The following is a 14,056-nucleotide window of genomic DNA, read 5'->3' on the forward strand; positions in this document are numbered from 1 at the left end:
CAGTTTTAAGGCATTGGAAGGATAATGTGTTGAAAGCAACATCTAAATTAATGTCCATTCAGTCAACCATAGCAAGGTTCGTACAAATTCTGTCAAGAATGATAAACCTTGATGTTGAGGTTATTGATAATGAACTGGTACGTATAGCGGGAACAGGACTTTATGCCAATAATCTTGGCCGGCCATTAACCACTGGAACCAATGCCTTCAAGTGGATCATTACGAACCGAAAAGAAAAAATTATTAAGAAGTCAGGTGAGGACCCTGAATGTTTATCCTGTACCCGTAGGGTAAGTTGCCAGGAAAAAGCGTTTCTGGGCATCCCGGTACTGTTTAAAAATGAATGTCTGGGTGTGATCAGTCTGGTTTGTTTCAATGAAGAACAGCGTCAGCAACTGCTGACTAACACCTCGCTTTATATGGGATATATTGAAGATATATCCAAAGTGTTTATTGCCACTAAACTGGAGGATATGTATTACAACAACCTGAAGAATACTGAAAATGTCATCCGGTTATTATCCAGCAAAATTACTGAAGGCGTTCTGGAAGTCGACGACAAAGGCAACTGCACACATATAAATGATGCCGCTAAAAAACAGTTAAAACTGAATAAGAGTGATAAGTTAAGCCTGATCAGTGTTCGTCCATTTGGTAAGCGACGAATAGCTAACCGGGAGTCTGAAGAGTTTATTATCAAGAACGGAACTGAGGAAATTCTATCGCCGGGAATTCTTATCCAGAATGGCAACGGCAAGTTACTGGTACTGACTCAAAATGATCGGGACCCTCACCAACCGTCAGTACCCGGCAAATGTCACAGTCGTATGGTAGGAGACTCCCTGCCCATGCAAAAACTGCAGGATAAAATTGTAAAGATCGCCAGCAGCCCTTCCAGTGTTCTGATCAATGGCGAAAGCGGTTCGGGTAAAGAAGTGGTCGCCCGGTTAATTCATGAAACCGGAGCCCGCCGTAAAAAACCGTTTATCGCTATCAACTGTGCAGCCATTCCTGAACATCTGCTGGAAAGTGAGCTTTTTGGCTATGCACGGGGCGCATTTACGGGAGCCGCTACTCAAGGCAAAGAAGGTCTGATAAAAAGCGCTGATGGCGGCACACTGTTCTTAGACGAAATTGGCGATATGCCACTCAACCTTCAGGCAAAATTACTCAGGGTTCTGGACCGCCGGGAAATTTCACCGGTGGGATCGTCCACGGTCAGTACTGTTAATATCCGGGTTATCTCGGCAACACACCAGAACCTTTCGACGCTGACTGAAAAAAAACTGTTCAGAGAAGATTTATATTACCGCCTTAACGTTATCCCACTGATTGTTCCCTCCCTGCGGGAAAGAAAAGACGACATTCCTCTGTTAGCCCGGTTTTTCCTGAAAAAACAGGCGAAAGAGATGGGGCTGCCTGTACCGGTTATCAGTGAAGACACTATGAACTGCCTGACTAGCCGGGACTGGCCCGGCAATGTCAGGGAACTGGCGAACACCATGGAGTATCTGATCAATATGGTCGAGCATGGAGGCGTTATTCTTCCTGATCTCCTGCCTGACCATTTTTGTCGATCAAACGACGGCTATCATTCAAATAAGTCAGACAGTACAGCCGTATCGACCTTCTCTGTCGAGAAAAACTCATCATCAATGAGCCTGGAAGAAATGGAGAAGCAACGCATTCAGGCTGCGCTCAAAAAATATGACCTGAAAAAAGGTAAACAAAAAGTTGCGGATGAACTGGGTATTGGTATTGCGACTCTCTACCGGAAAATAAAAAAATATCAGCTTGAAGAAGATGCTGCAACAAAATGACAGCATCTCCTGTTATGAAGGCACCGGGGAAAAATCAGTCTCCCATCGCAGTACCTTCACGACGAGGGTCAGACGCGCCCACCAGACGTCCGTCCCTAAACTGAATCGCCTGAAGACCGGAATTAAGATCCATAATCCGAACCTGATAGCCCATTTTTTCCAGGGGTACCTGTAAGGCTTCTGCGCCTGTACCCGCTTCCAGCTCATAAGTACCCGAACGATTCTGCAGATGAGGCGCATCAATCGCTGCCTGAACAGAGATACCCCATTCAAGATGCCGAATCAGTGTATTCGCGACATAACTGATAATACGAGCGCCGCCCGGTGATCCCAGAACCAGGTAAGGCTGGTCATTTTTCATCACAATAACCGGTGCCATGGAAGACCTGGGGCGCTTACCTGGCTCAACGCGGTTGGCGACAGGATAACCATTTTTGTGGCTGACAAATGAGAAATCTGTCAGTTCATTATTCAACAGAAAGCCATTGGTCATAACCCGGGAGCCAAAACCGTTTTCAATAGTGCTGGTCATCGAGACAATATTTCCGTTTTTATCCACAATCGAAATATGGGTCGTGGAAGGCAACTCAATAGACTGATCGTCGGCCTGAGTCACGGCATTGTCCCAGTCAGGCTGGCCAGCATGAACCTGCTCCAATGCTTTGCCTTTTGAAATCAGACCGGCTCGTTCAGCCAGGTACTTCTGATCCAGCAGACCCTGAGGCATAGGAACATAATCAGTATCCGCCATGTAGCGGTTACGATCCGCAAAAGCCAGGCGAGTCGCGTCGCCTATTACCTGCCATGCCTCAGGACTTTCTTTCTGCAAAGAGCCAAGGTCTGCCTGAACAGAAATACCCAGAATCTGTCCAACCGTTAACGTGCCGGAGCTGGGCGGTCCCATACCACAAACGCTGTATTGCCGGTACGGAGCACAAACGACAGGTCGTTCCTTTATGCGATAACTGGCTAAATCCACATGGGAAAGCAGTCCGGGATTATCTTCCAGCTCCTGTACCTTTTTAACAATCTGCGCGCCAATTTTTCCATGATAAAACGCATCCGCTCCCTGCTTTGCCAACAGGCCAAGTGCTCTGGCGTACTCAGGATTTTTCAGCACATCACCTTCAGCCAGAGGCTGACCATCCTCCCTGAAAAAATAACGCCGAGTATCCGGATAGCGCAGCAATCGATCCTTATCCTGCTGAATTGCACTGCCGAGACGCTGGGACACCACAAAACCGCTCTCTGCCAGTTCCTGTGCCGGTTTCAGCAACGATGGCCAGGGTTGTTTACCATATCGAGCATGGAGTTCAGACATCAGTTTCACGGTTCCCGGAGTGCCTACGGAACGTCCGCCAACAACGGCATCGAAAAACGCCAATGGCTTGCCATTCTTATCCTGAAACAACTCAGGCGTTGCTGCCGCAGGTGCGGTTTCACGGCCATCAAATGTGGTCAGTTCTTTTTTTTCAGCGTCGTAATAGACCAGAAAAGCACCGCCTCCCAAACCTGACGACTGTGGTTCAACCAACCCCAGTACAGTTTGCACAGCCACCATGGCATCAATGGCACTGCCACCGGTTTTCAGTACATCGAAACCTGCCTTCACGGCCAGAGGATTGGCGGCAGAAACCATAAATTTTTCCGCAACCACCTCGATTTTAGTCGTTAATCCACTGCTGCCTTCCGGTGCGATGCCTCCCCCGGAAACCAGAGAGGCATTAAGCCATACCGGCAATAATGCCACCACTGCAAATGACATTAACTGTCTATACACAGTTTTTATTCTTCTTTTATGCATTATTTTTTAACCTTTCACTCGTCCAAATCTGGCTGTTTTTGTTTATCCGTTTTGTTTTGATAGTCTTAAAACCACTTCCAGAACACCACCGGCAATAGCCCTGGCTTTATCCGTGGTGGTGGAATGATCCACCGATGCACCCCTTGGATCAACATCACCAATTTTGAAGTGTTCACTCACTTTCAGTCCCGGATTAATCATTCCACGCACCTTGCCGCTGATCTGAGTAATCACGGGTTCTGCGTATTCTCCCACCGTGGCAACGGTCTGGCCTTCACAAACCAGATCACCAATCTTCACCAGTGGTGTCACAACACCAGCACAGGGAGAGCGCAACACACGTTCAGTACCATAGCCACCAATCACGCCGGGCGTTCCCGTATTGGCCTTTGCCTCACCGGAATAAATAATACGCCCCAGATCATGACCACGACAGGTTTCAATAACGGCATCCACATCCTTACCGGCTGAAAAACCGGGACCCAGTGCCAGTGTCACCGGAGCCATCTCCCGGTGTGTCCCAAGGTTTCGTTTTGCCAGAATGGCATCAACCATGATGGCAGGCTTCAGTTGTCGTAACGATGCCGCCTCAGGGTCAGCCATGACCGCAATGTTCCGCTGTTCAGTAATCTTCAACGCATCGGCGACTGAACGGGCTTTGCGCCCGGTCACACCTTCAATCGTTATCATTTTATCGTCGTTTACCAGGGCCTGTGCAAAGGCAATATTGGTGCGAATAACAGTTGGCTCGGGCAACTCCAGCATAATCACGTTATAACCACTGTTGTGCAGCTTAAGTGCGACTCCGGTCGCCAGATCGCCAGCGCCACGAATCACTACCCGCTTTTTCAGACCTTCCGCCACCGTGTCGCCCATTGGAACGGGCTTTTTATGGCGACTGATGGCCAGTATTTCAGACATAATGCTGACGGCGATTTCCTCGGGCGTTTCTGCGCCAAGGTCCAGCCCCACCGGTGTGCGAACCTCATTAAAACGTTCGGGGAGAGATGCCACTTTCCAATGCTTTCGCTTTCAGCGTCTTCACTTTTTTGCGGCTCGCCAGCTGACCGATGTGTCTGGCCTCTGTCTTCAATACGGTCATCAACGCCTGGGTATCTTCATGGTTGGTCGCTATAACGACCTGTGTGTCAGGGGTAATGGTGGTTTTAACAATCGCTTCAGAAATCGTGTCACCGTCAACCAGCCGGGTAAATTTGGGAAAACGTTCAGCCGTTAAATTAGGTTTCCAGGAGTCAGCAACGGTAATGGCAAATCCCAGTCTGGCAGCGAGATGGGCCACGGCCTGGTTAACATGACCCGCACCAATCAGTAACAACTGTGGCTTAACATTGTGAACATCAATAAAAACCTTCATGGCTCCACCACAGTCCATCCCCATGGCATTTTTACCACTGCGAGACATACTGGCATCCACCATCCGTGACTGGCCGGTTTTTATGGCAGCAATGGCCTCTTCAATCACATGGCGCTCCACCATGCCACCACCCACAGTACCAAAGGTTTGACCACTGTCTTCTACAAGAAGTTGCGCATTATGCCGTGGAGCTGATCCACTGGTTTCAATGATGGACGCTATAGCGAAAGGTGTATGACTGTCTGATAATTCTGCCGCTCGTGAAAAAACATTATTGGTCATTATTTAATCCATAAAGAGTGGTATTTTTAATAGGTTCCAGCCATGGATAAGGCTGAGAGAAACTACTCAAAAGTGTCGTATGAATGGAAGGTGAGTGAGCAAGAACTTCTAACGCAAAGGCCCGGCCAGATTGCCGCTGTTTCTGAGAATCCAGCTGATTCAGCAACCATATTTTTTTGCAGGGCTTCTTTTCAGAAAGCGTCTGTTTTAAATGAGGCTCTTTAAATAAACCGGACGGTGAGTTAACAAGCGCTGACATCGCCCCGGGCTTAATTCTGTCGCCAGCCTTGAGACCGGTAACGGCTGAAAACCACTCCCTTCGATGCACAGTATCAGCCGATACCGGTGACTCAATGCCTTTCCAGCCTGTTACTCCAACCAGCACCTGATAACCGTCGGGTAACACGGGTTCTTTTTCGGAAGGCGCTTTCAGGGGAAGCCGATGGGAGCCGTCTGCTTCAATAAGAATATTGTCGTATAGATCGCGCTTAATCAGTTCTGCCGGAAGATCAGCCGGAATACCAGACAGTTTCTTAGGATTTTTACAGATCATTCCGGCAACAGTAATCGACGCGGGTTCAGGCTGGCTGGTATAAAGCTCTTCAGAATCTGTGCAGCAGATCACCCGGTTAACACTGCCTGCAAAACCATCAATATTCGGATGATAAATATGCGTTGTGGTAGATAGCAGCACAGTCCGGCCTGACTGTTGCAACAATCTGGCAAGATGTTGTAAAAAACAGGTTTTTCCGCCTGCACCGGTTGCGGCAATTATTCGGTCTTTATCTGGATCTATGCCCGGGATCATTACACACCCTACTAAACCAAAAAAGCTGAACCAAAAAAGCTGAGCCAAGAAGGTATAAAAAATTAATGAATACGAAACTGCACCAATGTGAATGTCTTATAGCGGCTGCCGGCTTGTCATCCCGGATGGGGCAATGGAAAGCCATGCTTCCTTTTGGTGAACCGGATCAAACCATTCTGGATTGCAGTATTGCCAATGCGTTAAATTGTGTCTCCCGGGTTATTCTCGTTACAGGCTACCGGGGTGAAGAACTGTTTGAACGGTATACAAATAATAAGCGGATTCAAATTGTTCATAACCCGGACTATAAAAAGGGTTTATTCAGCTCACTGCAGTCAGGTATACAACAGGCAACCTCTGATCATCTATTTATTACACATGGCGATATGCCATTTATTCCAGAGGAGGTTTTTATCAACCTTTTTGCTAACAAGGGTGATGATATTGTTTTCCCGGTTTACCAGGAAAAAGCCGGACATCCTGTGCTTTTGAATCGCCGCTATTATCAACACATCCTGAATGCGCCTGTTGAAAGCCGAATGAAATCTTTATTAACAGCATTACCCCATCGTTTTATTTCTGTAAACACTCACAGTGTTCATCTGGATATCGATACACCTCAGCAGTATCAATATCTTTGCAATAAAGCTCTTTAATTTTAGTGACATATATCAATAGTTAAGTATCGTTATCAGTTTTTGTCAGCGCCTGATTATCAGATTGATAGCGATCATTTAATGGTTATCAGGCAGTTATCATAATGACGAACATTCTCGTTTAACCAGAGTTTAAATGAAAATTATTACTATTTGCCAATAATAAACAGATAAATCAACTCTCATCATTATCCGTATTTTCCGAATTAAACTGAATTTAATAAGCGTTCTTTTTTTGCTTCAGGTCAATAACTTTCTCCTAATGCCACTCTGTTGATTTTTTCCGTTCCTCTCTGTGAATAATTGGTCTGATTCATGCATTACTGAGATCAGTGACACCGTTTGCACGGTAAAACATTATGAAAAAACAGACCGGCAACCATAAAGTCACCTGAAGAAAACATTAAACGGGCAATATTCAAGCCGTATAAGGAGAAGTCAATGGGCGATATTATGCGTCCCGTTCCGTTTCAGGAAATGCTGAATCGAATTCACGGGGAATATCAGAAAAACCAGTCCTTGTTTGGCATTAAAGTTGATCAGCTGTTCAGAAAGAAAAACAACCTCAGGGTCAGCGTCTGCTCTGAAACCGCCACTACCGCAGTAGGCCCGGCAGCAGGACCTCACACACAGCTGGCCCAGAACATTATTACCTCCTGGGTGGCAGGCGGTCGCTTTATCGAGCTGAAAACCGTTCAGATCATGGACACGCTGGAAATTGAAAAGCCCTGCATTGATCCCGACGACGAGTGTTACAACACAGAATGGTCCACTGAATATACCCTGCCCAAAGCGTATGACGAATACCTGAAGTCATGGATTATCCTGCATGTTCTGGAATCGCTATTTGATCCGGCCCTGGGCGACCAGCAGGAAAAAAGCTTTATCTTTAACATGAGCGTGGGTTATGACCTGAAAGGCATCAAAACCACTCGCATGCAGACCTTCATTGACGACATGATGGACTGCAGCAGCCACGAAAACTTTGTCGCTTATAAAGAATCCATCAAACAGTGGCTGCGTCAGCCCGAGGTGATGGCAACGTTCCAGCATAAAGGGCGTCTAGAGTCACTGGAACAACAGATTGACCAGATTTCGCCAAAGATCGTCCAGTCCGTCACTCTGTCCACCATGCATGGCTGTCCTCCCCACGAAATTGAAGCCATCTGCCAGTACATGCTGACAGTGAAGCGTATCGATACCTTTGTAAAACTTAACCCAACCCTGCTTGGCTACGAACGGGTTCGTGACATCCTTGATCAGCGTGGCTTTGATTACATCAGCCTGAGCGAAGAGTCCTTCAGTCACGACCTGCAAATGGCAGACGCGCTGCCTATGTTGCGTCGCCTGCGCGAGGTAGCCTCTGATAAAGGCCATCACTTTGGTGTCAAACTCTCCAATACACTGGGCTGTATAAACGACAAAGGACGTTTGCCTGGTGATGAAATGTACATGTCAGGCCGTGCGCTGTATCCACTGACCATCAACCTGGCTGCCATCATCGCCGACGAGTTTAACGGCCAGCTGCCCATGTCCTACTCCGGTGGTGCCTGGAAAGGCAACATCGCCAATATCTTTAACACCGGCATTCGCCCGATCACCATGGCCACCGAACTGTTGAAGCCCGGTGGTTATATGCGTCTGCGTGACTGTGCCAATGCCCTGGAAGAGTCAGGCACCTGGAACAAACAGGAAGTTGACGTACACGCATTGCAGCAGCTTGCCGAGAACGCACTGACAGAGGACGAGTACACAGAAAAAAGCTGGCATGAGTCACCCCGCAAGCAGGAAGACGTATCACCACGATTTGACTGCACCATTGCCCCCTGTAAAGAAACCTGCCCTATTGGACAGGATGTGCCTGAGTATATTCAGAATGTCGCCAGAGGTGACTATCAGGGCGCGCTCAAACTCATCTACGACAAAAACCCACTGCCTGGCATCACCAGCCATATCTGTGACCATCAGTGCATGTCCAGCTGTACCCGTAAGGATTACGAAGGCTCGATAAAGATTCGTGATATGAAGCGAATCGCCGTTGAACAGGGCTGGGAACAGTATGAATCCGAATGGGAAAAGCCCAAGCAGATATCACAGGCCCGCTGCGCTGTTATTGGCGCTGGTCCAAGTGGATTGTCTGCCGCTTATTTTCTGGCGCGGGCTGGTTTCCCGGTGGTGGTGTTTGAAAAAGAAAAAGACGCTGGCGGTATTATTCGTAACATTCTGCCAAACTTCCGTATTCCGACCGAAGTGATTCAGCAGGATATTGATTTTGTAAGGGCTCACGGCGTTCAGTTTGAATTTGGCTGTGACCCGGATATTAATGCGCCGATGCTGAAAAACGTGGGTGGTTTTGACTACGTCTTTATGGGAGTCGGTGCTGAAAAAGGCAATAACATGCCACTGGAAGGTGACCGCTCCCGACTGCTGCCATCACTGTCTTTCCTGAGAACCTTTAACAGCAAGCCGGAAACGATTTCTCTTGGTAAGAATGTCGCTGTTGTTGGTGGTGGTAATACCGCTATGGACAGTGCCAGGGCTGCCCTGAAGATACCCGGTGTTGAAAAAGTGTTTGTCTTCTATCGCCGGACTGAACACGAAATGCCCGCAGACCGGGAAGAGTACCACAACGCTGTGGCTGACGGGGCAGAGTTCCACTTCCTCACCAACCCTGAATCCATGACTGACGACGGTGAACTGACCTGTCGTGTGATGGAGCTGGGAGCAGAAGACACCAGTGGCCGCCGTCGTCCGGTTGCAACAGATGAGACCATGACGATGCCAATCGACACCGTGATCACAGCCATTGGCGAATCCGCCGACACCGAGCTGCTGAACAGCATGGGCTTACCCGTTGGCCGTGATGGCTGGACCATTGTTGATAAAACCACCTGTGAAACTGCTGTTTCCGGCATTTTCCTGATTGGTGACGCCCATACCGGGCCATCGACGGTTGTTCGCTGTATCAACGAAGCCAGAAAGGCAACGGATACGATCATCAGGCGCGAGTCAGCCCGGACTCATGCGGATACCAGCGTATTGTCGTCTGATTCCCAGACCATTCGCCAGCGCAGAGGGTTCATTCCCCTGACCAACGTTACCCGGGAAAATACTGAAGCCTTTGCCGCCCAGGAAGGGGAACGTTGCCTGGAGTGCAACCACATCTGTAACAAGTGTGTAGGTGTATGCCCTAACCGTGCCAATGTGGCACTGGACATTCCCGGCTTTAAGGAGCGTTACCAGGTTCTTCATCTGGATGCGTACTGCAACGAATGCGGCAACTGCGCCCGGTTCTGTAACTGGGACAGCAAGCCTTATAAGGAAAAGCTGACCATCTTCAGCCTGATGGAAGATTTCGAAAACAGCACCAATACCGGTTTCTTTGTAGATAACGAAGATGTCTGGGTACGCCATGAAGGAGAAGTACGCAAGCTGCATATTAATGTGCTGGGCGAAACCGGTGAGCTTCCGGATGAAATGGTCACCCTTGGTCGTGTGATTCGCCATGTGTACCTCAGATACCCATATCTGCTGGGTGCTGTAGGTCATTAAGTTGGGCGTAGGTTGGGTAGAACGAAGTGACACCCAACCTACACACCGAATAAAGGTGAAAATGCATAAAACCGTCTTACCAAGATTGGAAAAACAATAATGCTACTGATAAAAAATGCTACTGCTGTACAGTTTCAGCCTGCTTCAGTGACCGAAGGGGTTGATATTCTGGTTGATGGCAACAAAATCGCCCAGGTCGGCAAAGGGATTGATCCGAAACAGGCGACAAAGGTGATTGATGCAGCTGGCCGTGTTGTTATGCCGGGCATCGTCTGCAGCCACAACCACTTTTACTCCGGACTCTCCCGGGGCGTGATGGCAGACATCAAACCCTGCCCTGACTTTGTCAGCACCCTGAAAAACCTGTGGTGGCGACTGGATCGCGGCATTGACGAAGAAATTCTGTACTACAGCGGCCTGATCTGCTCCCTTGAAGCCATCAAGTCCGGTAGCACCGCTGTTATTGATCATCACGCCTCACCAGCCTTTATCAAAGGTTCACTGAATACTCTGCGCAAAGGTTTCATGAAAGCCGGCCTCCGGGGCATGACCTGTTTTGAAACCACCGACCGCAATTTCGGCATGAAGGAACTGGAAGACGGTGTTCAGGAAAACATCGACTTTGCCAACCTGATTGACAGCGCCAAAGCGACAGCCGACGAGCCTTATCTTGTAGAAGCCCATATTGGTGCTCATGCGCCGTTTACCGTACCCAATGACGGGCTGGGACTGCTGGCTGACGCGGTTAAAGAAACCGGGCGCGGGTTGCATATTCATGTGGCTGAAGATAAATACGACAGTACATGGAGTCGTCACCATTACGGGCAGGAGCTGCTTCAGCGTCTGGATTCCTTCGGGTTGCTGAATGAAAAATCCCTGATTGCCCACGGCACTTACCTGACCGATGCCGACATTGAACTGCTGAACCATCGCGACGGTTTCCTGGTTCACAATCCACGTTCCAACATGAATAACAACGTGGGCTACAACACCCAGCTTGATAAGTTCAAAAACGTTGCTCTGGGTACTGATGGTATTGGCAGCGATATGCTGGAAGAAATGAAGTTTGCCTTCTTCAAACACCGTGATGCCGGTGGCCCTCTTTGGCCCGACAGTTTCCTGAACTTCCTGAATAACGGTAACCGTCTGCTGGAGCGCAACTTTGGCGGCCAGTTCGGGCGACTGGAACCCGGTTATCAGGCCGATCTGGTTATTCACGACTATATCAGTCCAACGCCGTTTATAGGCGACAACCTGCCGGGCCACCTTGCCTTCGGTATGGGCAGCAATGGCGTACGTACTGTGGTGGTTGACGGTGCTGTTGTCTACGAAGACCGCGAATTCCCGTTTGACATAGAAGGCATTTATGCCGAGGCACGCACAGCGGCTACACGCCTCTGGAAAAATATGGACAACCTCGACTAAGCAGACTCCGGCCGGGTTAACACCCGGCCGGTTCTGTCTTGAAAACAAGAAAGCCCCGGGGAGGGGATAAGTAATGCTAAGTACCGACGCTGACCTTAATACCGAAGCGAAACCCGACCTGCTTGAACGTCTTTTTAAACTGAAACAGCACGGCACCACTGTCAAAATGGAGGCTCTGGCGGGCTGCACCACTTTCGTCACCATGTGCTACGTGGTGTTTGTAGTACCCGAAATGCTCTCAGCAGCAGGCATGGACAGAGGCGCACTGTTTGTTGCCACCTGCCTGGTAGCAGGTCTGAGCTGTATTGTTATGGGCCTGTACGCTAACTGGCCAGTGGGGCTGGCACCGGGCATGGGTCTGAACGCATTCTTTGCCTATGCGGTTGTATTGGGCATGGGCTACTCCTGGGAACAGGCGATGGGTGCCGTATTCTGGGGGGGTATTGGCTTTATGCTGCTAAGCCTGTTCAAAGTGCGGGAGTGGATTATCAACAGTATTCCCAAAGGACTGCGTATCGGTATTACCGCCGGTATTGGTCTGTTCCTGGCACTGATTGGCCTGAAAAATTCCGGTATTGTCGTAGCTAACCCCGGCACCATTGTGGGTCTGGGTGAAATCACTGACTTTGCACCGGTAATGGCCAGCCTCAGTCTGTTTCTGATTCTGGCGCTGAGCTATCGCAAGATGAAATCCGCCGTACTGATTTCCATTGCAGTCGTCACAGGTATTGCCCTGGCGTTTGGTGACGTTCAGTTCACAGGTATTGTCTCTCTTCCTCCCAGCATTATGCCTATCTTCGGCAAACTCGACATCATGGGTGCCCTGAACCCGGACATGATCGGTGTCATTGTCGCCTTTATGTTCGTCAACCTGTTTGACACCACCGGTACCCTGATTGCCGTAGGCGATAAAGCGGGTCTGGCAGATGAAAACGGCAAAATGGAAAACATGAGCAAGGCCATGATCACCGATGGTACTTCATCCTGGGTCGGAGCCATTATGGGCGCGCCCACCGTCACCACTTATGTTGAAAGCGCCTCTGGCGTAGCAGTCGGCGGACGTACAGGTTTAACCGCCGTATTCATTGGTCTGCTGTTCCTGCTGACCCTGTTCCTGTCACCTCTGGCGGGCATGGTACCCGGTTATGCAACAGCGGGCGCACTGATGTACGTCGCTGTACTAATGACTTCCAGCCTGGGTGATATGGACTGGTCTGACCTGACTGAGGCTGGCCCGGTTGTTATCACCACCATCATGATGCCTCTGAGTTTCTCTATTGCTAACGGTATTGCCCTTGGCTTTATCGCCTATCCGGTGATCAAACTGCTGGCAGGCCGTGTCAAAGAAGTCAGTGTGAGTGTATGGGCTCTGGCCATTATGTTCGCGCTTAAGTTTGTGATCTTTGGAATTTGATGCGAAGGCGTTACCCACTTTTTCTCTCAGCTTGAATCAAAAAGCAGAGAAGAAGTGGCAACGAAAAGGACTAAGAATGATCAAGCAGTTTTTACGACCTGAGAGCCTGGATGAAGCCCTGGCACTGAAAACGAAATACGGTGATGATGCCGTTTATATGGCGGGAGGGGCGCGACTGAACGCATCTCCGACCCGTACTGAACATGAAATCGTCATCAACCTGTCAGGCATAGACCTCGAAGGCTGTGAAAAAACCGCCAGAGGCTGGGAAATTGGCGCGCTGACAACACTGCAAACCGTTGTCGACCACGTCGCTTTACCTGAAGGGCTACGCGAAGCGGCTGCCCTGGTTTACAGTCGTAATGTTCGTAACCAGTGTACCCTTGGCGGTGAAATAGCCGCAGCCCTGCCCGCCTGCCTGATCGTTCCTGCGCTGCTGGCTATGGATGCCAGAGTTGAGTTGGCTGACGGCAATGTCATGTCCGTGGCAAAGTATCAAAAACAGTGCGAAGGATTGATTACCAAAGTCATTGTTCCTGCCGAAGTCTATGCCTGCTTTAACCAGAACGTCAGCAAAAGTGCTGCCGACCTGCCCATCGTCAATGCCAGTTTTGCCATTCAGCGTGATAAGGACGGGAATGAGTCCTACGGTATAGCCGTCTCCGGTTCCTCCATCCCCTTTGCACGTATCCCGGCAGAAGATTCGATTCTTGCCTTCCTGACCAACGACATCAGCCGTCAACAGCTGGAGGAACGTATCGCAGAAACGGTTTCATGTGAGACAGATTTCAGGGGCAGTGCTGACTACAAGCGTGAAGTCAGTGGTGTACTGGTGGCTTCCATGGTTGAAGAGTACCGTCTTCAGGCAAACAAAGTTCAGGCGAGCAAGGTTCAGGCCGGCAAGGTGAAAGGACAGTAAA

10 protein-coding genes are annotated in these 14,056 nt (G+C 49.3%); 6 read left to right on the forward strand and 4 right to left on the reverse strand.

The annotated features are described in order from the left end of the window. Positions 1–29 precede the first annotated feature (29 nt). Entirely contained in the window at positions 30–1,820 is a 1,791-nt protein-coding gene (locus V5J35_RS06175; RefSeq protein WP_354010408.1) for a sigma-54 interaction domain-containing protein, read from the forward strand. Between the two features lie 34 nt (positions 1,821–1,854). Here the strand turns inward: V5J35_RS06175 and ggt are convergent, their stop codons facing one another. From ggt to yqeC, 4 genes are all read right to left on the reverse strand, one after another. Next, the gene (gene ggt / locus V5J35_RS06180; protein ID WP_354010409.1) at positions 1,855–3,600 is read right to left on the reverse strand and encodes a gamma-glutamyltransferase; all 1,746 of its coding nucleotides are present in this window, start codon (positions 3,598–3,600) and stop codon (positions 1,855–1,857) included. 66 nt (positions 3,601–3,666) lie between these two features. Beyond that, positions 3,667–4,638 carry a selenium-dependent molybdenum cofactor biosynthesis protein YqeB gene (gene yqeB / locus V5J35_RS06185; RefSeq protein WP_354016292.1) on the reverse strand — a complete coding sequence of 324 codons (972 nt, stop codon included), beginning with the start codon at positions 4,636–4,638 and terminating at the stop codon, positions 3,667–3,669. Beyond that, the gene (locus V5J35_RS06190; protein WP_354016293.1) at positions 4,613–5,281 is read right to left on the reverse strand and encodes an XdhC family protein; all 669 of its coding nucleotides are present in this window, start codon (positions 5,279–5,281) and stop codon (positions 4,613–4,615) included. The genes yqeB and V5J35_RS06190 overlap by 26 nt, the downstream gene beginning before the upstream one ends. Next, positions 5,271–6,089, reverse strand: a complete 819-nt coding sequence (gene yqeC / locus V5J35_RS06195; protein ID WP_354010411.1) for a selenium cofactor biosynthesis protein YqeC — start codon at positions 6,087–6,089, stop codon at positions 5,271–5,273. The genes V5J35_RS06190 and yqeC overlap by 11 nt, the downstream gene beginning before the upstream one ends. Before the next feature lie 65 nt (positions 6,090–6,154). Between yqeC and mocA the strand changes: the two genes are divergently transcribed. The 5 genes from mocA (at position 6,155) to V5J35_RS06220 (ending at position 14,055) form a co-directional block, all read left to right on the forward strand. Next, on the forward strand, positions 6,155–6,745 hold the full coding sequence (gene mocA / locus V5J35_RS06200) for a molybdenum cofactor cytidylyltransferase (RefSeq protein ID WP_354010412.1): 591 nt from the start codon (positions 6,155–6,157) through the stop codon (positions 6,743–6,745). 441 nt (positions 6,746–7,186) lie between these two features. Then, positions 7,187–10,297, forward strand: coding sequence for a putative selenate reductase subunit YgfK (ygfK, locus tag V5J35_RS06205; protein ID WP_354010413.1), 3,111 nt, complete (start codon positions 7,187–7,189; stop codon positions 10,295–10,297). Positions 10,298–10,396: 99 nt separating this feature from the next. Further along, a complete protein-coding gene (gene ssnA / locus V5J35_RS06210) occupies positions 10,397–11,722 on the forward strand; it encodes a putative aminohydrolase SsnA (protein WP_354010414.1) in 1,326 nt (441 codons plus the stop codon). A 73-nt stretch (positions 11,723–11,795) separates the two neighbouring features. Beyond that, the gene (locus V5J35_RS06215) at positions 11,796–13,136 is read left to right on the forward strand and encodes an NCS2 family permease (RefSeq protein ID WP_354010415.1); all 1,341 of its coding nucleotides are present in this window, start codon (positions 11,796–11,798) and stop codon (positions 13,134–13,136) included. Positions 13,137–13,212: 76 nt separating this feature from the next. Further along, positions 13,213–14,055, forward strand: coding sequence for an FAD binding domain-containing protein (locus V5J35_RS06220; protein WP_354010416.1), 843 nt, complete (start codon positions 13,213–13,215; stop codon positions 14,053–14,055). The last annotated feature ends 1 nt before the right edge of the window (position 14,056 follow it).

It is taken from the genome of Endozoicomonas sp. NE40, from assembly GCF_040549045.1.
Taxonomy (GTDB): domain Bacteria; phylum Pseudomonadota; class Gammaproteobacteria; order Pseudomonadales; family Endozoicomonadaceae; genus Endozoicomonas_A; species Endozoicomonas_A lisbonensis.